A 19,960-nucleotide genomic window follows, 5' to 3' on the forward strand; every position below is an offset into this window, starting at 1 on the left:
TCTTTACTATAGCCCCCCCCCCCCCCTACCCCCCCACCCCCGGGCGCACCGCTCACCCCCCCCCCCCGCTCCGCCCCCGTCGGGGGCCGGGGGGCGCCCCGGGCCGCCGGCACGGCCTCGCCGGTCACGTCGGTGCCGGGACCGGTCACGAACTCCGGTCGTCGGCCTTCGCGTCCCCCGACACCCGCCGGAGAAGATCGGTCAGCGCGCTCGTCGGCCGCTCGTCCACGTTCCGCACGCAGTCGGCGATCTCGTCGCGCAGCCTGGAGGTGAGGAAGCGCTCGGTCAGCGAGGTGAACTTCGCCAGCGCCGAGGTCCAGTCGGCGGGGCGGCGCCAGTGCCCGGCGTAGTCGCGCTTCTCCCGCTCCAGGACGGTGCCGTCGTTCAGCCGGACACGCAGGAGGCAGCCCAGCTCCTCGGGGAAGCGCTCGGTGTAGCCGCTCTCGGCGCGGATCCGGACCCGGCCGAGCAGGCCCTGGACGTCGTCGGCCACGATGCGCTCCGGCGCGTACTGGGCGGGCAGCACCTGCCCGTCGAGCAGTCCCACGGCGAGCAGGTACGGCAGGGAGTGGTCGGCCTCCTCCTTGGTGGTGATCCGCATCTTGTCGCCGTCGCTGCCGCCGCCGATGATGTCGTAGGCCACGTCGAAGGTGTCCAGCTCCACCGCGGCGATGTCCGCGGCGGTGAGGCCGTGCTCCGCGCGCAGCTCCAGGGCGGCCTCCAGCGCCGACTGGGAGTGCACCTCGGCGTTGAACCGCTTGACGAACGTCCTGCGGATCAGGTCGAAGCCCTCGTTCTCCCAGTCCACCTCGAACCGGCCCGAGACGGCCTCCATGAGACCCTTGCGGCCGTCCAGGGCGCCGAGGGGGCCGGTGAGCCCGCGGGCGGCGAGGAAGGCCAGGTGGGTCGTGGCCGCCGCCGCGTACGGGTAGGCGAGCCCCTTCCAGTGGGACAGCGCGGTGCGGGTGACGCGCAGCGCGTTGAGCGCCGTACCGGCCATGGCCAGGGCGTGCGAGGCCTGGTCGGCGTCCAGGCGCAGCGCGCGCGAGACGCCGGCGCCCGCGGCGTAGCCTGCGTGGGTGGTGTGGTCGAAGTGCCGCCACCTGACCGCGCCCGCCTCGCCCAGGCGGCACTGCACCTGGTAGGCCACGCCGATGGCCGTGAGCAGCTCGCTGCCCGGCAGGTCGCGGTACTCCGCCGCGGCGAGCACCGCGCCGATGTTGTCGCTCGGGTGGAAGGTCTCCCCGGGGGCGATGTACGAGTCGTTGAAGTCGAGGTAGCGGACCAGGGCGCCGTTGTACAGGGCCGCCTCGTAGGGGGAGGTGCGCCCGCCGCCGATGAGGGAGACCAGGGGCGGGCCGCCGAACTCGGTCAGGTCCTCCCGCAGGATCGCGATCGGCGACCCGTCCAGGGCTCCGATGGCGCAGCCCAGCGCGTCCAGCAGCCGGATCTTCAGGGTGTCCCGCACGTCGGCCGGGACGTCCTCGAACCTGGCCGAGGTGGCGAACCTGGCTATCCGGCGGGTCATGGGCTCGTCAGCCATGGGGGCGACCTCTCTGTGAAAGGGACGGGACGGGCCGGACGGGCCCACCGGCGAAGGCGGTGACCGGCCGGATCAATCGGTTCCCCGCGTGCTGTTCGAGCAGGTGGGCTCCCCAGCCGACCAGCCTGGCCATGGCGAACGTCGCGGAGAACATGGACCTGGGCAGCCCGACCGCCTCCATGACGAGCGCCGCGTACAGCTCCACGTTGGCGCGCAGCGACCGGCCGGGTTTGACCTCGTCGAGGATGGCGGCCGCGTGCTTCTCCACCCGCCGGGTGAGGTCGAGGCGATCGCACCCCAGGCGCGCGGCGACCTCGCGCAGGGTGGTGGCCCGCGGATCGACGGTCCGGTAGATGCGGTGGCCGAAGCCCATGATCCGCTCGTCCCTGGACAGTCGCTCGCGCAGCCACGACTCCACGCGGTCCGGGGCGCCGATCTCGTCCAGCATCTCCAGGGCGAGGATCGGGGCGCCTCCGTGCAGAGGCCCGCTCAGCGCGCCGAGCGCGCCGGACAGCGCCGACCCGAGGTCGGCGCCGGTGGAGAGGATGACCCTCGCGGCGAAGGTGGAGGCCGCCATGCCGTGCTCGGCGGCGATGATCAGATACTGCTCCAGGGCGCGGGCGTGCTCCTCGGAGGGAGGCTCGCCGGTCATCATGTAGAGGGCGTTGCCCGCGTGGCCCAGGGCGGGGTCCGGGGCCACCGGCCGCAGGCCGTTCCTCAGCCGGTGCAGGGCCGCCAGCAGGACCGGCGCGGACACCGTGGCCTGGAGCACCTGGCGGCGCAGGCCGGCGTGGTCCAGGTCCAGGACCGGCGCCCAGTCCAGGGCCCTGGCCAGCAGGCAGACGGCCGACTGCAACCAGGCGATGCCGTCGGTCCTGTCCCCCAGCCGGGCGAGGCCGGGGAGCAGCTCGGTGACCGCGGGCGGGATCTCGCGCAGGCCCTCGAGCTCCCGCAGGAAGTCCTCCCGCTGCGCGGCCGTGGGCAGCCGCCCGTCCAGCAGCAGGTACCAGACCTCCTCCAGGCTGCAGGCGTCGGCCAGGTCGATGGCGTCGTGGTCACGGTAGCGGTATCGGCCGAGGTGACCGTCCACGTGTGAGATCTGTGTGTGGCACAGGATTATGTCGTTGAGTCCGTACACCACGGGCCGGTTGGGGCCGCTCACGGCTTCCGTCCCCGGGCCGGCGGGCGGGGGACGCCGCGCCGGCTCCCGGCACCCTTGCTCGCGGCGCGTTCGACGGTGAGTTCGGTATCTGTGAGTTCCACGGAGAGCGCATCCTCTTATGAATACGATCGGCGACATCGTGAATACGGCGAATACGGTGCGGACGCCTGCGAGGGCAGGCCGGTGGCCATCACAACGGCGACGGCGATTAAGGAGAAAGGGTCCTGACCTATCTCCCTTCATGTGGCCGGAGATCTTGTAGGGCCAATGATTACAGCCGTCACCCTAAGTTGATCTTTATATTTTCTTGCGGTCACCGGGCTTTCTGGTTTGATGGAATCTGGTGTTTACTGTGAAATTTACGAGGTTTGTCTCGGGGAGGTTCTGCTGGAGTTCTTTCTGCTGGGCCCCGTGCAGGCGAGTGCCACGGGCCGGCTGGTGAATCTGGGGGTGCGCAAGCAGCGGTTCGTGCTGGCGCTGCTCGCCCTGGAAGTGAACAAACAGGTGACCACCGAGCGGCTGGTCGAGCTGACATGGCCGCAGGATCCGCCCATGACCGCCAGAGGGATGATCCACACCTACATCAGCGGGCTGCGCGCGGCCGTGGCGGGTTCCGGTGGGAGGCATGCCGGGGTCCGGATCGACCGGGGGCCAGCCGGCTACACCCTGTACTGCGATCCCGGGCGCGTCGACGTCCACCGGTTCCGCGCCCTGCTCGCCGAGGCCAGGAACGGCGACGACGCGCGGCGGGTGGAGCTGCTGAGCCGGGCGCTGGCGCTGTGGCGCGGGCCCGCGCTGTCCGGGGCCGCCCCCGAGGAGGTCAGGGAGAACGTGTGCCGGGGGCTGGACGAGTCACGGCTCACCGCCGTCGAGGACCTCGTCGAGGCACGGCTGCGGCTCGGCCGGCACGAGAGCCTGCTGGAGGAGCTGCTGGCGCTGGCCGCCGAGCATCCGCGCCGTCCCCGCCTGACCGGTGGGCTCATGCAGGCGCTGCACCGTGCCGGGCGCACCGCCGAGGCGCTGGAGATCTACGAGCGCACCCGGCAGAGGCTGGGTGAGGAGCTCGGCCTGGACCCTCCGGCCGAGCTGCGGGAGCTCCACCTGGCGATCATGCGCAACGATTCCGTTCCCGACCGGCCCCCGGCCCCGGCGGGCGAGGCGGCACCGGTCCCGCGGCAGCTACCCGCCGACCTGCCCACCTTCACCGGCCGCGCCGCGGAGCTGGCCCGCCTGCTCGACATGGTCGGCGACGAGGCGCGGTCCTCGGCGACCGTGGTGATCGGGGCGATCGACGGCATGGCGGGCGTCGGCAAGACCGCGCTGGCGGTGCACGCCGCGCACCACCTGGCCGCCCGGTTCCCCGACGGGCAGCTCTTCGTCGACCTGCACGGTTTCACGTACGGCGTGGCGCCCACCACGCCGACCGACGCGCTGGACGGGCTGCTACGCGCCCTGGGCGTTCCCGGTGAGAGGATCCCCCACCAACTGGACGACCGCGCCAGCCTGCTGCGGACCACGCTGGCCGGGCGGCGCATGCTGATCCTGCTCGACAACGCCGCCACCGAGAACCAGGTCCTGCCGTTGCTGCCGGGCAGTCCGGGCTGCGTGGTCCTGATCACCAGCCGGCGCCGGCTGACCGGCCTGGACGACGCTCACAGGATCCGGCTGGACGTGCTGCCGACCGGCGACGCGATCGCGATGTTCTCCCAGGTCGCAGGGGCGGATCATCCTCCGGAACGGATCACCGAGGTGGTCGGGCTGTGCGGGAGGCTGCCGCTGGCGCTCCGCATCGCCACCGCACGCCTGCACGCGCGGCCCGCGTGGACCCTGGCCCACCTGGTCGACCGGCTGCGCGACGAGCGCCGCCGGCTGGCCGAGCTCGAGGTCGGGCAGCGCAGCGTGACAGCGGCCGTCGACCTGTCCTACCAGCAGCTCACATCCGCCCAGCAGCGCCTGTTCCGGCTGCTCGGCCTGCGTCCCGGGACAGGACCCGGCATCCGTGCCGCGCTGCCGGAGGGCGATCCCGGGTCGGGCCTGGACGTCTACGCCGCCGCGGCGCTGATCGACTCCCCCCTCCAGCACGCCGACCGGCTCCTCGGTGACCTCCTTGAGGCCAACCTCGTCTTCGAACCGGCACCCGGCCGCTACCGGTTCCACGACCTGCTCCGCGTCTACGCGGTGGCCAGGGCCGACGCCGAGGAGTCCCCGGGCGAGCGGCGGGCCGCCCTGGTCCGCCTGCTCGACCACTACGTCCACACCGCCTCGGAGGCGATGGAGGTCCTGCATCCCCTGGAGGCGCCGCCCCACCCACCGGGCCGCTCCTCGCCCACCCCGGCCCCACTCTTCGGGGCGCCCGCGGAGGCGGCGCGGTGGATGGAGGCCGAGCTGTTCAACCTGCTCGCCGCGGCTGAGCACGCGGCCGCGCACGACCTGCCCGTCCACGCCCTGCACCTGTCCATGAGCCTCCACCGTCACCTGCGGAACCACGCCCGCCACACCGGGGCCCTCCATGAGCTGGCCCTGCGCGCCGCCCGCCAGGCCGAGGACCTCCCCTGCCGGGCCGAGGCGCTGGTGAGCCTGGGCCACGCCCGCCTGTGGGCCGGCCGCCCCGGCCGGGCGGAGACCTGCCTGGGGGAGGCTCTGGACCTCGCCCGCGAGATCGGCTACGGCGCCGGCGAGCTCAACGCCCTGACCGGCCTGGGCCACGTCCACCTGTGGGCGGGGCGCCGGGAGCGGGCCGAGGACTGCTTCCGGCAGGCCCTGACCGTCGCCGGGGAGCTCATCGGAGTCCCGAACCGCTCGCTGTGACCGCACGCCGGGGACGTCCCCGGAGGGCACACACGCGCCCGTCACGCCGCGGGCCGCCCCTTCCGGGCGGCCGCACCCCCCGGGAGGGTCTCGTACATGCGGGCCGCGACCAGCAGGCCGGAGGCGGCGGTGAGCGCGGCGGTGGTCCAGACGACGGAGGTCAGGCCCCACAGGTCGGCGACGACCCCGGCCAGCAGCGCGCCGACGGCGAAGCCGCCGTCCCGCCACAGCCGGTAGACACCGATGGACCGGGCCCTCCACGACGGGTGGGCGACGTCGCCGACGGCGGTGAGCAGCGTCGGGTAGACCAGCGCGGTGCCCGCGCCGAGGAGCACCTGGGCGCCGGCCCACACCGGGAAGGTGGAGCCGGAGGCCACCGTGACGACGGCCACGGCCTGGACCAGCATGCCCGCGGTGATCAGGTGCTTGCGGCCCACGCGGTCGGACCACCAGCCGGTGAGCATCTGGCCGAACCCCCACACGGCCGGGTACAGGGCGGCCAGCACGCCGATCTCGGCGACGGACAGGCCCCGGGCGGCGAAGATCAGCGGGAAGACGCCCCAGGCGACGGCGTCGTTGAGGTTGTTGACCATTCCCGCCTGGCTGGCCGCCGACAGGGCCCTGTCGGTCAGGGTGGTACGCCGGACGACCTGCCAGGCGGTCAGATCGGAACGCCCGTGTCCGGCCGCCTCGAGCCGGGCGTGGTCACGGGTCTCCCGCACGGCCAGCACCGACAGGCCCAGGCCGAGGGCGGCGTAGGCGGCACCGAGCAGGAACGGCACGGGGCGCAGGCCGTGAACGCTCGCGAGGTACCCGGTGGCCAGCGCGGTCGCCGCGACCGCGACGTACCCGGCGGCCTCGTTGAATCCCATGGCCAGCCCTCGCCGCTCGGGACCGGCCAGGTCGATCTTCATGATGACGGTCGTCGACCAGGTCAGGCCCTGGTTGACGCCGAGCAGGACGTTGGCCGCCACGATCCAGCCCCAGGACGGGCCCCAGGCCAGCATCGCGGGCACGGGAATCGCGACGAGCCATCCGGTGACCAGGACGGGCTTACGGCCGTGGCGGTCGGAGAGCGTCCCGGCGAAGAAGTTGGTGACCGCCTTGACCACGCCGAAGGCGAGGATGAAGGTGAGCGCGCCGCTGTGGGCGGCCACGTGGAAGGTCCGCTCGGCCAGCAGGGGGAGCACGGTGCGCTCCTGGCCGAGCATGCCGCCGACCAGCGCGTTGACCGCGACGAGCAGGGTGAACTGGGCGAGGTTGGCGCGCAGGCCGAGTCGCAGGGGGAGGCTCATGCGTCTGCTCCGGGGATCCGCGGTTCCTGAGGCCGTCGAGGTTCGCGGTGCCCGACGTGGCCTACCCCGGGACGGCCGCTCCCAAGCACGCGAAGCCCGCGCCGGGGACGACGGTCAGGCGAGGGTGCTGCGCAGCCACTCCTCGACGCCGGCGATGTGGACCGTGGCCCAGGCCCGCGCCACCTCGGGCTGACGGGCGGTGATGGCGTCGCAGATCGCGCCGTGCTGCTCGCGGGTCTTCTCCAGGGCGTTCTCCTGGGTGAGGCCCCGCCAGATCCTGGCCCTGGTCGTCGGGCCCGAGAGGCTCTCGATGAGGGAGCAGAGCACCGCGTTTCCCGAACCCTCCGCGATGCGCTGGTGGAACTCCAGGTCGTTGGCGACGAGCTGCTCGACGCTCGGCTCGGCGGGCAGGTCGTCGAGGAGCCCGCGCAGCCCGGCGACCTCGGCGTCGGACATGGAGGTCGCCGCCATCGCGGTCGCCGCGGGCTCCAGGATCCGCCGGACCTGGAAGAACTGCAGGACGGTGTCGTCCTGGTGGAAGTCGACCACGAACGACATCGCGTCCAGCAGCAGCCTGGGCTCCAGACTGGTCACGTACGTGCCGTCGCCCTGGCGCACGTCCAGCACGTTGATCAGCGCCAGCGCGCGGACGGCCTCCCGCAGCGAGTTGCGCGAGAGGCCGAGACGGTCGGCCAGGTCGGCCTCCTTGGGCAGCCTGCTGCCGGGGGCGAGCTCGCCGGACAGGATCATCTGTTTGATCCTGTCGATAGCGGCGTCGGTGACCGCCACGCTGCACCGTCCTCAGGGTTCGCCAGACATCCGATGTCTATGAGTGTATGGCGAAGCGGACCGGGTCGGTCCCCGGCGTCCTGCGGACGAGGCCGCGCACCTCGAGGGTGCGCAGGTGCGCCGCGGCCTCCCCGGCGGCCATCCCGCGCAGGAAGGGAGGGAAGTCCTCCCAGGGGCGGTTCCAGGTCATCCGCCCGGCGATCTCCCAGATGGTCAGCGGTTCCCCGGCCTCGGCGAGCAGCTCGGCCAGCCGTCGGAGCTTGTCCTCGTGGTGGACGCCGATCTCGGCCGCCCGCGCCGCCGTATCAGGAAATATCCATTCATGGGCGGGGAGGGCTTCGAGCTCGCCCAACTCCCTGACCTTCTCCAGTGATCCCAGGAAGTCCGTCAGCGGGTCCACGTCGGCCCGGTCGTAGGGGTAGATGCCGACGTGCGGGGTGATCGCCGGCAGCACGTGGTCGCCGGTGAAGAGGCGGTCGGCGTCCTCCAGGTGCAGGCAGATGTGGCCGGGCGTGTGCCCGGGCGTCCAGATCACGCGCAGCCTGCGGCCGGGTACGTCGATCAGCTCGCCGTCGGTCAGCACGCGGTCGGGCGCCGCGGGCGGCCGGGGACGGCTCCTGGTGACCTCCTCCATCTCCACGGTGCCCGCGCCGGCGCGGCGCAGCATGTCGGCCTGGAAGGCGCGGTGCGTGCTCTCCTCTGTGGCGCGCATCAGGCCGACCAGCGTGGCGTCGGCCTCGTGCATGGCGATCCAGGCACCCGACTCCTCCCTGACCTGGCCGGCCAGCCCGGCGTGGTCGGGGTGGAAGTGGGTGACGACCACCCCGCGCACGTCGCGGACGTCCATGCCGGCCGCGCCGAGCCCGTCGCGCAGCGCCAGCCACGCCTCGGGCGCGTTCCAGCCCGCGTCCACCAGCACCGGGCCCGCCGGGGACTCGATCGCGTAGACCAGGGTGTAGCCGAGCGGGTTGCCGGGGATGGGCACCGGCACGCTCCACACCCCGCCACCGGTGTCGAACGGACGCTGCTCGCTGTACGGCCTGCGGCGGGACTTCAACGGTGGTGCTCCTTACCGGCGCCCCGCGAAGGGCGCTCCTTGCCGGCGCCGTTCACGGGCGCTGTTCATCGGCGCGTCTTCCCGCGCCCTTCACGGACGCCCTTCACAGGCGCCGTTCACGGGCGCCGTTCACGGGCGCCGTTCACAGACGTTCCAGAATGGTCGCGGTCGCCAGGGCCCCGCCCGCGCACATGGTGACCAGCGCGGTCGAGGAGTCGGACCGCTCCAGCTCGTGCAGTGCGGTGGTGATCAGTCGTGATCCGGTCGCGCCGACCGGGTGGCCGAGCGCGATGGCGCCGCCGTTGACGTTGACCCGTTCCATGTCCGGCTTGTGCACCGATGACCAGGATAGGACCACGGAGGCGAAGGCCTCGTTCACCTCGAACCTGTCGAGGTCGGCCACGCTCATCCCGGTGGAGGCGAGGACCTTCGCGGTCGCGTCCACCGGCCCGTCCAGGTGGTAGTACGGTTCGGCGCCGACCAGGGCCTGGGCGAGGACGCGGGCCCTGGGCCGCAGGCCGTGCCGGGCGGCGGCCTCCTCGCTCATCAGCAGCACGGCGGCCGCGCCGTCGGAGATCTGCGAGGAGGTTCCCGCGGTGTGCAGGCCGTCCTCGGTGACCGGCCTGAGCCGGGCCAGCCCCTCGGCGGTGGTCTCGCGCAGCCCCTGGTCGCGGTCGACGCGGCGGGTCTCGCCGGTCGGCTCGCCGTCCTCGCCGAGCACGGGCGCGGTCACGCCGACCACCTCCCGGTCGAAGCGGCCCTCGGCCCATGCCCGCGCCGCCAGGTCCTGGGAGCGGGCGCCGAACCGGTCGAGCCGCTCGCGGGTCAGCCCGCGCCGGCGCGCGATCCGCTCGGCGGCGACGAACTGGCTCGGCATGTCGATGGACCAGTCGTCGGGCCGGGGACGGGCCGGGAGCACGTTGGAGCCGAGCGGCGCCCGGCTCATCACCTCGACGCCGCAGGCCACGCCGACCTCGACGACCCCCGCCTGGATGAGCGCCGCGACCAGGTGCACGGCCTGCTGGGAGGAGCCGCACTGCGCGTCGAGGGTGGTGACGCCCGCCTGGTAGGGCAGCCCCGCGTACAGCCAGGCGTACCGGCCGATGTGGCCACCCTGCTCGCCGGCCTGGGTGACGCAGCCGGCGAAAACCTGTTCCACCGCGGCCGGGTCGACGCCCGCGCGGTCGACGAGACCGCTCAGCGCCGCGGCGAGGACGGCCTGGGGCTTGAGCCCGGCGAGCCATCCGCCGCGCCTGCCGATCGGGGTCCGTACGGCTTCGACGATCACTGCACCCATACGATCTCCTCGCCTTCCGGCTCGGAACTCGCGGCCGTCGGGCGCCCGCCGGGGACGGCCCGCCCGCTCGCGCGTCGCTCCAGAACGTCGCTCTAGTCGCCTTCGACTGCGACTGTAACGGGTTCTAGTTTCCGGCGGAAGGAGCGGGCCGGAAATCGGTGAGCAGCCGGTCGGCGGCGATCTCGATGCGCCGCTGGATCTGCTCGTAGGTGCGCCGCCCCCTGAGCATCTCCAGTAGCTCGTGCACCCAGACGCTGGAGAGCGAGCCGGCGAGCGCGAACTGCTCCTCGGTGGCGGTCTCCACGGTGAGGTCGTCCCCGGCGACCCGGAGCAGCAGCCCCGTCATGCGGTCGCCGAACGGCGTCTCGACCTCGGCCATGATCAGTGATCGGATGAGCGCGTCGGCGAGCTCGGGCTCGCGCATCAGGCCGCGGGTGGCGCGCATCAGGATGTCCACGGCCCGCCCCGAGGCCGCGACCGCCGTGGGCGGGCGGCGCTCGATGCTGCTCTCCAGAAGGTCGATCTCCTCGCCGACGACGGCGACGACGAGATCCATCTTGGAGGGGAAGTAGCGGTAGAGCGTTCCCAGCGCGACCCCGGCGCGCTCGGCGACGGTCCGCATCTGCATCGCCTCGACGCCGCCGCGTGAGGCGAGGGCGGCGGCTGCCTGGACGATGCGCTTGCGCCGCTGGTGCTGGCTCCTGGTGCGGACGCCGGTGGACGCCGGTTCGCTCTGCACGCCGGATGCCCCCTTGGTCATGGCCGGATCGACATTGCCCGGGGCGTGCCTGCCGGCCGGGCGCGCGGCGGCCGGTGCCTCCGTGGTCACCTGCGGGGTACGCATGAGAACACGTTATCTGATTTACGGATACTCCGGCGGGTTACTCGCCGGTCACAAAGATACCCGTGCTTACACGGCATATGTCGTATGGAGGTTATATACCGGCTTATCGGAGGCGGCTCGCTATGGACATGGAATAGAATCTGTTCTACTTTTCGGAAGGGCCGGAACGGGCGCCGGTGACGCGCGCGGGGCGGGCGGGCCCCGCCTCCGTCCCCGGTACGCCGGTCCCGGTCGGGCGGGCCGGCGCGATGGAGGAGGGCATCCTGACGGGAGGTGCGATGTCCGAGGAGAGGCCGTCCGAGGGGACGGCGTCCGGGACGACGCTGGCGGGCCTGCTGGAGCGGCGCGCCGGCGACGACCGGCCCGGCCTGGTCTTCGAGGACCGGACGTGGAGCTGGCGCGAGTATGTCGCCGAGTGCCGCGCCCGCGCCGCCGCCCTGGACGCCGGGGGCCGGAACCTGCACGTCGGAGCGATCTTCGACAACGTCCCCGAGCTGCTCTTCCTGCTGGGCGGGGCCGCCCTGTCGGGTCACGTGATCGTCGCGCTGAACACCACCAGGAGCGCCGCCGAGCTCGCCCGCGACGCGGACGCCACCCACGTCGACCTGATCCTGCACGAGCCCGGGCACCCCCGCCACGAGGCCCTCGCCGCCGAGGTCGCCGCGCTCCGGGTTCCCGGGCCGCCCCCGGACCGGGTCCCGACCGCCGGGCTGATCATGCTCATCTTCACCTCGGGCACGTCGGGGCGCCCCAGGGCGGTGAGGATCACCCAGCGGAAGATCGCCGTGCCCGGGACGAGCCTGGCCGCGATGCTCTCCCCGGACGACGTCGTCCACTGCTCGATGCCGCTGTTCCACTCGGGTGCGATCATGGCCGCGTACGCCCCGGCGGTGGCCTCGGGGGCGACGCTGGTGCTGCGCCGGAGGTTCTCGGCCTCGGGCCTGATGCCCGACGTCCGGCGCCACGGGGTCACCTACCTGCACTACGTGGGCAAGGCGCTCTCCTACGTGCTGGCCACCCCCGAGACGCCCGGGGACGCGGACAACACGCTGAGGATCGCCTTCGGCAACGAGGGGAGCGCCGTCGCGGTCCGCCGGTTCGCCGAGCGGTTCGGCTGCCACGTCATCGACGGCTTCGGGTCCACCGAGACCGGCGTCACGATCACCCCCGACCCGGCCGGGCCGCCCGGCAGCCTGGGCAGGCTCCCCGACGGGGTCGAGATCCGCGACCCGTTCACCGGGCGGCGCTGCCCGCCCGCCCTCTTCGAGGACGGGCGGCTGCTCAACGCCGGCGAGGCGGTCGGCGAGCTGGTCAACACCCGGGGGGCCGGCCTGTTCGACGGCTACTACGACGACCCCGAGGCCGACCGCGAGCGCGTCCGCCAGGGCGCGTTCTGGTCGGGCGACCTGGCCTACGCCGACGCCGAGGGCCACGTGTTCTTCGCCGGGCGCGGAACCGAGCGATTACGCGTGGACGGCGAGAACCTCGCGGTCGCCCCGATCGAGGCGGTGCTGCGCGAGTTCCCCGGCGTGGTCGAGGCGGCCGTCTACCCGGTCCCGGACGCCGCCGCGGGCGACCAGGTGATGGCGGCCCTGGTGCTCGCGGGCGCCTTCGCCCCCGAGGCGTTCGCGGCGTTCCTGGCCTCCCGCGGGGACCTGGGCGCCAAGGCCGTGCCCCGCTACGTGCGGATCGCCGCCGAGCTGCCGCAGACCGCGTCCCACAAGGTCGTCAAACGGGTCCTGGCCGAGCAGGCGTGGCACACCGGCGACACCGGCGACACCGGCGACACCGGCGACCCTGTCTGGTGGCGGCCTCCCGGGCAGGACGCCTGGCGGCCCCTCACCCCCGCCGACATCACCCGCATCGACGACGAGTTCATCCGGAACGGCAGACGGCACCCCTGGAGCGCGCGTGGACTTCACCCTTGACGAGACCCGGACCGACCTGCGCGAGCTCGCGGCCGACCTGCTCGGGAAGGAGGTGACGGTCGCCAGGCTGGAGGCGCACGAGAAGAGCGGCGCCCCCTACGACGCCGCGCTGTGGCGCTCCCTGGCCGGGGCGGGGCTGCTCGGCGCCTGCCTGCCCGAGGAGGCCGGCGGGGCCGGGCTGGGACCGGTGGGGACGGCGGTCCTGCTGCGGGAGATCGGCGCCCACGTGGCCCCGGTCCCCGCCGAATCGAGCCTGGTCGCCGCCCAGGTCGTCGCCGCCCACGGCTCCCGCGAGCAGCGCGAGGCGCTGGCCCCGCTGGCCGAGGGCGAGATCACGCTGGCGGTGGCCCCGTCCGAGCCGGGCCGTGACCTCGGCGCCCCGCCCGCCACGACCGCGCGGGCGGACGGCGACCGCTGGGTGCTCGACGGCGCCAAGGGCACCACCCCCCACGCCGCCGGGGCGTCGAGGATCCTGCTGACGGCCCGGACGCCCACCGGGACCGGTGTGTTCCTGGTCGACCCCGCCGACGTGGAGACGCGCCCGGTGCCGGTCTCCACCGGCGAGCCGGCCGCCGCGCTCACCCTGCGGGGCGTACCCGGCGAGCTCGTCGGCGCCGCGGACGGAACGGCCGCCGCCGGCCTGCGGCGGGCGGTGACGGCCGGGAACATCGCCGTCTTCTCCGGCGTGCTGGCCCGCGCCCTGGAGCTGACCACCGAGTACGTCAGGACCCGAAGGCAGTTCGACCGGGCACTGGCCGAGTTCCAGGCGGTCACCGTGCAGATCGCCGACGTCTACGTCGCCGCGCGTGCGCTGGACGTGGCCGTGTGGTCCGGGGCGTGGCGGCTGGAGCGGGGCGACGACGAGGGGGCCGAGGCCGACCTCGCGGTGGGTGCGCTCACCGCGACCGACGAGGGGCTGCGCGCCCTCTACACCTGCCAGCACCTGCACGGCGGGATCGGCGTGGACGTGACCTACCCGCTGCACCGCTACTTCGCCTGGGGCAGGCACCACGCCCACCTGCTGGGCGGGGTCGAAGCCCGGCTCGACACGATCGGAGCGCTCGTCTGATGCTGATCGACCTCACCCCCGAGCAGAAGGAACTCCGCGCCGAACTGCGCGACTACTTCCGGTCCTGCCTCAACGAGGAGGACCGGAAGAGGATCGCCACCGACCCGTTCGGTCACGCGTACATGGAGCACTGCCGCACCCTGGGCCGCGACGGCAAGCTCGGGCTGGGCTGGCCGAAGGAGTACGGCGGCGGCGGGCTCGGCCCGCTGGAGCAGCAGATCTTCGCCAACGAGATCGCCCGCGCCGAGGTGCCGTACCCGATCATCACCGTGCAGACCGTCGGGCCGACCCTCATGCAGTACGGCACGCCGGCGCAGAAGGACTTCTTCCTGCCGCGCATCCTCGCCGGGGAGTGCCACTTCGCGATCGGCTACAGCGAGCCCGGGGCCGGCACCGACCTGGCGTCCCTGCGCACCAGCGCGGTCCGCGACGGCGACCACTACGTCGTCAACGGGCAGAAGATCTTCACCTCCGGCGCCCACTACGCCCAGTACATCTGGCTGGCGGCGCGCACCGACCCCGACGCCAGGAAGCACCGCGGGATCACCATGATGATCGCCGACTGCTCCGACCCCGGCTTCTCCTGGACGCCCATCATGACGATGGACGGGCGCCACCACACCAACGCCACCTACTACTCCGACGTGCGGGTGCCGGTGGACATGGTGGTGGGGGAGGTGAACCGGGGCTGGGACCTGATCGTCAACCAGCTCAACCACGAGCGGGTCACGCTCGGCCCGGCGGGCAACATCGCCCACATCTACGACCGGTTCCTGGCCTGGGCGCGCCGCACCGGCGCGATCGACGAGCCCGCGGTGCGCCGCGCCCTCGGCCGCGTCTACGCCTACTTCCGCACCAATGAGCTGCTGAACTGGCAGGTCGCGGCCAACATGGGCCTGGGCTGGCTGGGCGCCCCGGACGCCTCGGCCACCAAGGTATACGGTTCCGAGCGGATCCAGGAGGTCGGCCGGATCGTCGGTGAGACCCTGGCCCGCTTCGGCGACCCGTCCGACGCCGAGACCGCCGACCTGATGGAGCGCGTCGACCGGGGGGCCAAGGGAGGGCTCGTGCTCACCTTCGGCGGCGGCGTCAACGAGGTGCAGCGGGAACTCATCGCCATGCTCGGCCTGAGCCTGCCGAGGCCGCCCCGATGACCGCGACGACCGGCGGCCCCGCGACCGGCCCGGGCACGCTGCACGAGCGGCTCACCGCCCTGGCCGCGCGCCAGGCCGCCCTGGGCGAGGTGTACGGCGCCGCGGCGGCGGACCCGGTGAACCTGCCGATGATCCGGCACTGGACCGGCGCGCTGGGCGACGCCAACCCGCTCTACACCGACGCGCGGGCGGCCGCCGCCGGGGTGCACGGGGAGATCGTGGCGCCCCCGGCGATGATCCAGGTCTGGACCATGCCCGGACTGGACCGCGACGCCGGGCGGGCCGGCACGCCGGTGGACCCCGTCCTGGCGATGCTGGACGACAACGGCCACACCGGTGTGGTCGCCACCAACTGCGAGCAGACCTACCACCGCTACCTGCGGCTCGGCGAGTCCCCGGTCCCGGCCACCCGGTTCGCCGGCATCACCGGCCCGAAGCGGACCGCGCTCGGCGAGGGCTACTTCGTCACCTGGAACGTCACCTGGTACGTCGGCGGCGAGGCCGTGGCCGAGATGCTGTTCCGGGTGCTCAAGTTCCGGCCCAGGGAACGCGCCGGCGCCCCCCGGGGGAACCCCGGCGCGAGCACGCCCCGGCCGAACGGGTCCTCCACGGGCGAGCCGCCGACGGGTGAGCCGCCGGCGGACGGGAACGGGGTCGCGCCGGACGGGAACGGGGCCGTGGCGGGGCGGGACGCGCCCCCGCGCGAGCCGTACCCGCTGAGACCCGCGGTCAACGCCGACACCGCGTTCTTCTGGGAGGGCGTCACCGCGGGCGAACTGCGGATCCAGCGGTGCGCCGACTGCGGGGAGCTCCGCCACCCGCCGGGACCGGTCTGCCCCTCGTGCCGCTCCACCGCCCGCACGTACGTGACGGCGAGCGGCGAGGGCGAGGTCTACAGCTACGTGATCCACCACAACCCGCCGGTTCCAGGACTTGACCCCCCTTTCGTAGTGGTCGTGGTGGAACTGCCGGAAGGGGTACGGATCGTGGGCAACGTGGTGGACTGCGACGTCGCGCGAGTGGGTATCGGTATGCCGGTGCGCGTGACGTATCACCAGATGGACGACGAGCTGATCCTGCCCATGTGGGCCCCCCGGGAGGCGTGATGCGGACACTCACCCACGACGAGGTGCGGGGCGGGACCCTGCTGCCGGAACTCGCGATCGAGCTGACCCCGACGGTGGTCGTCTCGACCGCGCTGGCGACCATGGACTTCACCCCCGTCCACCACGACGTGGAGGGGGCCCGGGCGCAGGGGTCGAAGGACATCTTCCTCAACATCCTGACCACCATGGGTCTCGTCGAGCGCTACGTCACCGACTGGGCCGGGCCCGAGGCGATCATCCGCGGTATCAACGTGAAGCTCGGCGTCCCGGCGTACGCGGGGGACCGGCTGGTCTTCACCGGCACCGTGCTCGCCGGCGAGGGCGGCGGCGGTGGCGCGGACGGCGAGTTCACGGCCGAGGTGCGGGGCAGGGTCAGCCTCGGCGACCACGCCTCGGGCACCGTCAGGTTCTCCCTCCCCGCCCCCTGACGCAGAAAGGCCCCATCACCGTGGTCTCCCTCCCGGGGAGCACGGCCGTCGCCGGGATCGGCGCGACCGAGTTCTCCAAGCAGTCAGGCCGGTCCGAGCTCCGGCTCGCCGCCGAGGCGGTGTTCGCGGCGCTCGACGACGCGGGCCTGGCGCCCGCGGACGTGGACGGCATGGTCACCTACACCCAGGACGCCAACCAGGAGATCGCCGTGGCCCGCGAGGTGGGCGTCGGTGACCTGTCGTTCTTCTCCCGCGTCCACTACGGCGGCGGCGCGGCCTGCGGCACCGTGCTGCACGCGGCGATGGCCGTCGCCACCGGGGTCGCCGAGACCGTGGTCTGCTACCGGGCGTTCAACGAGCGATCCGGCCACCGGTTCGGCAGGCCCGACGCCCGCATCGGCGGCGAGCCCTCCTCCCAGGGGCTGGAGATGAGCTGGCACGTGCCGTACGGGCTGATGACCCCGGCCGCCTGGGTGGCGATGTTCGCCCGGCGGTACATGCACGTCTACGGCGCCACCTCCGAGGACTTCGGCCGGGTGGCGGTCGCCATGCGCAGGCACGCCGCCACCAACCCGGCCGCGTGGTTCCACGGGCGCCCGATCACCCTTCAGGAGCACCAGGCGTCGAAGTGGATCGCGGAACCGCTGCACCTGCTCGACTGCTGCCAGGAGAGCGACGGCGCGGTGGCGCTGGTGGTCACCTCCGCCGAGCGGGCCAGGGACCTGCGCAGGTCACCGGCCCTGATCACCGCCGCGGCCCAGGGCTCGGGCGCCGGTCAGATGATGATGACCAGCTACTACCGCGACGACATGACCGGCCTGCCGGAGATGGGGGTGGTGGCCCGCCGGCTCTGGGAGCAGTCCGGGCTCGGCCCGGCGGACATGCAGGCGGCCATCCTGTACGACCACTTCACCCCGTTCGTCCTGACCCAGTTGGAGGAGCTGGGCTTCTGCGGGCGCGGCGAGGCGCGGGACTACGTCGCCGACGGCGGCATCGAGATCGACGGGCGCCTGCCGGTCAACCCGCACGGCGGTCAGCTCGGCGAGGCGTACATCCACGGCATGAACGGGATCGCCGAGGCCGTGCGGCAGGTCCGGGGCACCTCGGTCAACCAGGTCCCCTCCGTGAGGAACGTGCTGGTCACCGCCGGAACGGGCGTGCCGACCAGCGGGCTGGTGCTGTCCTCGGAGTGAGCGTCGGAGGCCGGGTGGGGGTGAACTTCCGGGAGCGCGCCCCGGAGCGGGTCGCGAGCCCCTCCGGCGGCGGGACGGCCGCGTGCCCGGCAGGGGACACGCGGCCGTCGGGGCCCACGCGGCGACGGGAGCCACGGGGGCGGGAACGTGCGCCCGGGGGCCGGGCGCACGGTGGTGGTTCGGCGGTTCAGGTCGCCGCCCGTGTGGTTCGGCGGCTCAGATCGCCGGTGGGGTGGTTCAGCAGCTCAGGTTGCCGCCGGGGGTGACGCCGAGGATCTGGGTGAAGCGCTGGTAGGAGGCGATCCGGCTCTGGACCTGCGCGGGGTTGCGGCCGTCGCACTCCAGGCTGCCGTTGATGCTGCGGATCGTCTGGCCGAAGCCGTGGCCGTTGACCATCGCGTTGTGCGGGGTCATCGTGCCGGGGCCGTTCTGGGTGTTCCAGTACCACAGGGCGGTCTTCCAGGCCACCGACGCGTCGTTCTGCACCAGGTGGGGGTTGGCGAGCAGGTTGATGCCGAGCGCGTCGCCCGCGGCCTTGTAGTTGAAGTTCCAGCTCAGCTGGATCGGGCCGCGCCCGTAGTAGGCCGACTGGCCGGCCGGGCAGCCGTACGGCTGGCTCCTGTCGCAGTAGTGCGAGTAGTTCGCGGTGTTCTGCTCCACGACGTGGACCAGGCCGCCGGTCTCGTGGTTGGCGTTGGCGAGGAACGCCGCGGCCTCCTGGCGCTTGACGGTCTCACTGCCGGTCTTGGCGAAGCCCGGGTAGGCGCTCAGCGCCGCGGTCAGGCCGCTGTAGGTGTAGAAGGGGTTCCGGTTCGGGAACATCTGGTTGAACTGCGCCTCGCTCACCACGAAGCCCGAGGTGGGGGGCGGATCGGTGGGCGTCGTGCCGCCGCAGGTGTGAGGCTCCCAGTACCAGGTGCTGATCACCGGGTCGTAGCCCGGGTTGTCGTGCTCGGCCCGGTAGTACTTGCCGTCGGTGTACCTGACGATGCTCCCGGCGGTGTACCAGGTGCCCGCCGCCCAGTTCGGGTGGTTGCAGTTGCCCGAGGGCGGGGGAGTGGTGCCGCCGCCGCAGGCGCCCCTGTCGGCCCACACGGAGTTGGTGCCCGGCGCCTCGTTCTGGGTCCACCACTGCGCGAACCAGTTGCGGCCGTTGTGGGAGGCGGTCATGCCGTTGGTGTAGACCGTCGAGGAGTTCCACGCGGCCACGCAGTTCGCGGCGGCGCTCCGGGCGGAGGCGCCGACGGAGCTCTCCGCGGCGCTCCCGGAGGCGCTCTTGGCGGAGGCGGAGGCCATCGGCAGGGCGACCGCGAGCCCGCCCGTGACCGTCAGGGCGGCGAGGCCGGCCATGATGCGCTGTCTCAACACTTGATCACTCCTTCGTGCGGCCAGGGCCGCGGAGGGTCGGCGACGGGACCGGTCCGTACGGGAACCGTCGCGTCACACCGGGTCGTCCCACCTCCGGGACGCCTCGCCCCGTCCGGGGCCGTCGCCCCCGGTCGTCGCCCCGCCGTGGCGGCGTGGCACGTGACCGGGGACGCGATCGGCCCGCGCGGGAGGCTTTCCCGCCCTGTCAGGACGAAAGGCGCACGGGTGCGTCGCATGATCGCTCCCAGGGGTGGAACCGGTGGGTGTGGTGCGTCCGGACGGTCGGACCTTCCCTCGACGACGGCTCGCATCGACGAGGTTCGCGCAGCTCAAGGACGGATCGGGGGGTTTCGTCGCGCTTCTGGAGGCTCTTGCTCAACCTTCTCTTAAGAAAGTTTCCTAAGAGTTGCCGTGATACTAGCTTTGACAGATCGCTGTCACAACCCCCGTGCGCTCCCGATTCCCGGCACCGTCACCGGGCACGTTCCATGTACGTGGCGGCTCGTCCGGCCGGTCGGCGAAGACGTCGTCCGTCCGCGGTCCCGCCCGTCGCCCGCGGCTCCGCCTGCCGTCCATGGCTCCAACGGGGAGTCCCGGAGAAGGCCCCGGACGGGCCCGGACGGCCCGGGGAGATCAGCGGGCGGTCATCATCGGTACGGCGAAGAAGACGATCATGGCGATCGTCACCGCGATGACGAAACCGGCCACCTCCCACGCCCAGTCGTGGTGCGAGGGGTTCACCTTCGCCTTCCGGCCGTGTGACGCGTGGCACCCGCGCCTGCGGGACGCGGTCCGTCCGGTGGGGGCGGGGGCCGTCCGTGCCACCGGTGCCGCCGGTGCCGGTCGCGGCGCCTCGGTGCGGCCGGTCCACAGGGACTCCGGAGGCATGGCCGGATCGGGCAGGAAGGCCGGAGGCGCC

Annotated in this window: 16 protein-coding genes; 7 read left to right on the forward strand and 9 right to left on the reverse strand. The window is 73.1% G+C overall.

The window, feature by feature from the left end; all coding sequences use genetic code 11:
- Positions 1-145: 145 nt before the first annotated feature.
- Positions 146-1,543: an MmgE/PrpD family protein gene (locus AB0G16_RS06570; RefSeq protein WP_362799646.1), complete on the reverse strand. Its 1,398-nt coding sequence runs from the start codon at positions 1,541-1,543 to the stop codon at positions 146-148.
- On the reverse strand, positions 1,536-2,948 hold the full coding sequence (locus tag AB0G16_RS06575) for a citrate synthase (RefSeq protein WP_362799649.1): 1,413 nt from the start codon (positions 2,946-2,948) through the stop codon (positions 1,536-1,538). Before AB0G16_RS06575 ends, AB0G16_RS06570 begins: the two co-directional genes overlap by 8 nt.
- Before the next feature lie 90 nt (positions 2,949-3,038).
- Between AB0G16_RS06575 and AB0G16_RS06580 the strand changes: the two genes are divergently transcribed.
- Positions 3,039-5,513, forward strand: coding sequence for a BTAD domain-containing putative transcriptional regulator (locus tag AB0G16_RS06580; RefSeq protein WP_362799651.1), 2,475 nt, complete (start codon positions 3,039-3,041; stop codon positions 5,511-5,513).
- A 41-nt stretch (positions 5,514-5,554) separates the two neighbouring features.
- Here AB0G16_RS06580 and AB0G16_RS06585 read toward each other — a convergent pair whose 3' ends face one another.
- The 5 genes from AB0G16_RS06585 to AB0G16_RS06605 form a co-directional block, all read right to left on the reverse strand.
- Complete coding sequence (locus AB0G16_RS06585) at positions 5,555-6,808, reverse strand: MFS transporter (RefSeq protein ID WP_362799654.1); 1,254 nt, start codon at positions 6,806-6,808, stop codon at positions 5,555-5,557.
- 114 nt (positions 6,809-6,922) lie between these two features.
- Positions 6,923-7,597 carry a FadR/GntR family transcriptional regulator gene (locus tag AB0G16_RS06590; protein ID WP_362799656.1) on the reverse strand — a complete coding sequence of 225 codons (675 nt, stop codon included), beginning with the start codon at positions 7,595-7,597 and terminating at the stop codon, positions 6,923-6,925.
- Positions 7,598-7,634: 37 nt separating this feature from the next.
- Entirely contained in the window at positions 7,635-8,654 is a 1,020-nt protein-coding gene (locus tag AB0G16_RS06595; RefSeq protein ID WP_362799659.1) for an MBL fold metallo-hydrolase, read from the reverse strand.
- A gap of 142 nt (positions 8,655-8,796) precedes the next feature.
- Positions 8,797-9,951: a steroid 3-ketoacyl-CoA thiolase gene (locus AB0G16_RS06600; protein WP_362799662.1), complete on the reverse strand. Its 1,155-nt coding sequence runs from the start codon at positions 9,949-9,951 to the stop codon at positions 8,797-8,799.
- A gap of 124 nt (positions 9,952-10,075) precedes the next feature.
- Entirely contained in the window at positions 10,076-10,711 is a 636-nt protein-coding gene (locus AB0G16_RS06605; RefSeq protein ID WP_362800192.1) for a TetR family transcriptional regulator, read from the reverse strand.
- Positions 10,712-11,073: 362 nt separating this feature from the next.
- Between AB0G16_RS06605 and AB0G16_RS06610 the strand changes: the two genes are divergently transcribed.
- Genes AB0G16_RS06610 through AB0G16_RS06635 form a run of 6 tightly spaced genes read left to right on the forward strand, consistent with a single transcriptional unit; the run spans position 11,074 to position 17,673 of the window.
- The gene (locus tag AB0G16_RS06610; protein ID WP_362799665.1) at positions 11,074-12,723 is read left to right on the forward strand and encodes an AMP-binding protein; all 1,650 of its coding nucleotides are present in this window, start codon (positions 11,074-11,076) and stop codon (positions 12,721-12,723) included.
- Entirely contained in the window at positions 12,707-13,792 is a 1,086-nt protein-coding gene (locus AB0G16_RS06615; RefSeq protein ID WP_362799668.1) for an acyl-CoA dehydrogenase family protein, read from the forward strand. Before AB0G16_RS06610 ends, AB0G16_RS06615 begins: the two co-directional genes overlap by 17 nt.
- Entirely contained in the window at positions 13,792-14,946 is a 1,155-nt protein-coding gene (locus AB0G16_RS06620; RefSeq protein WP_362799672.1) for an acyl-CoA dehydrogenase family protein, read from the forward strand. Before AB0G16_RS06615 ends, AB0G16_RS06620 begins: the two co-directional genes overlap by 1 nt.
- Positions 14,943-16,052 carry an OB-fold domain-containing protein gene (locus AB0G16_RS06625; protein WP_362799675.1) on the forward strand — a complete coding sequence of 370 codons (1,110 nt, stop codon included), beginning with the start codon at positions 14,943-14,945 and terminating at the stop codon, positions 16,050-16,052. The genes AB0G16_RS06620 and AB0G16_RS06625 overlap by 4 nt, the downstream gene beginning before the upstream one ends.
- A complete protein-coding gene (locus AB0G16_RS06630; RefSeq protein WP_362799678.1) occupies positions 16,052-16,480 on the forward strand; it encodes a MaoC/PaaZ C-terminal domain-containing protein in 429 nt (142 codons plus the stop codon). Before AB0G16_RS06625 ends, AB0G16_RS06630 begins: the two co-directional genes overlap by 1 nt.
- Before the next feature lie 20 nt (positions 16,481-16,500).
- The gene (locus tag AB0G16_RS06635; RefSeq protein WP_362799681.1) at positions 16,501-17,673 is read left to right on the forward strand and encodes a lipid-transfer protein; all 1,173 of its coding nucleotides are present in this window, start codon (positions 16,501-16,503) and stop codon (positions 17,671-17,673) included.
- Positions 17,674-17,910: 237 nt separating this feature from the next.
- On the opposite strand, the gene AB0G16_RS06640 is transcribed toward AB0G16_RS06635, so the two are convergent.
- Positions 17,911-19,041: a glycoside hydrolase family 19 protein gene (locus AB0G16_RS06640; protein WP_362799684.1), complete on the reverse strand. Its 1,131-nt coding sequence runs from the start codon at positions 19,039-19,041 to the stop codon at positions 17,911-17,913.
- Positions 19,042-19,674: 633 nt separating this feature from the next.
- Positions 19,675-19,960, reverse strand: a 286-nt coding sequence (locus AB0G16_RS06645; protein ID WP_362799687.1) for a hypothetical protein, incomplete at its 5' end; no start/stop codon positions are given.

It is taken from the genome of Streptosporangium sp. NPDC023615, from assembly GCF_040640155.1.
In the GTDB taxonomy this organism is placed as follows: domain Bacteria; phylum Actinomycetota; class Actinomycetes; order Streptosporangiales; family Streptosporangiaceae; genus Streptosporangium.

Excerpts from the sequence above, each read along its gene's own strand:
- AB0G16_RS06575 (WP_362799649.1), bottom strand. The coding sequence starts at position 2,948 with ATGAAGGGAGATAGGTCAGGACCCTTTCTCCTTAATCGCCGTCGCCGT.
- AB0G16_RS06625 (WP_362799675.1), top strand. The coding sequence starts at position 14,943 with ATGACCGCGACGACCGGCGGCCCCGCGACCGGCCCGGGCACGCTGCAC.
- AB0G16_RS06580 (WP_362799651.1), top strand. The coding sequence starts at position 3,039 with ATGGAATCTGGTGTTTACTGTGAAATTTACGAGGTTTGTCTCGGGGAG.
- AB0G16_RS06620 (WP_362799672.1), top strand. The coding sequence starts at position 13,792 with ATGCTGATCGACCTCACCCCCGAGCAGAAGGAACTCCGCGCCGAACTG.
- AB0G16_RS06605 (WP_362800192.1), bottom strand. The coding sequence starts at position 10,711 with ATGACCAAGGGGGCATCCGGCGTGCAGAGCGAACCGGCGTCCACCGGC.
- AB0G16_RS06585 (WP_362799654.1), bottom strand. The coding sequence starts at position 6,808 with ATGAGCCTCCCCCTGCGACTCGGCCTGCGCGCCAACCTCGCCCAGTTC.
- AB0G16_RS06600 (WP_362799662.1), bottom strand. The coding sequence starts at position 9,951 with ATGGGTGCAGTGATCGTCGAAGCCGTACGGACCCCGATCGGCAGGCGC.
- AB0G16_RS06570 (WP_362799646.1), bottom strand. The coding sequence starts at position 1,543 with ATGGCTGACGAGCCCATGACCCGCCGGATAGCCAGGTTCGCCACCTCG.
- AB0G16_RS06610 (WP_362799665.1), top strand. The coding sequence starts at position 11,074 with ATGTCCGAGGAGAGGCCGTCCGAGGGGACGGCGTCCGGGACGACGCTG.
- AB0G16_RS06630 (WP_362799678.1), top strand. The coding sequence starts at position 16,052 with ATGCGGACACTCACCCACGACGAGGTGCGGGGCGGGACCCTGCTGCCG.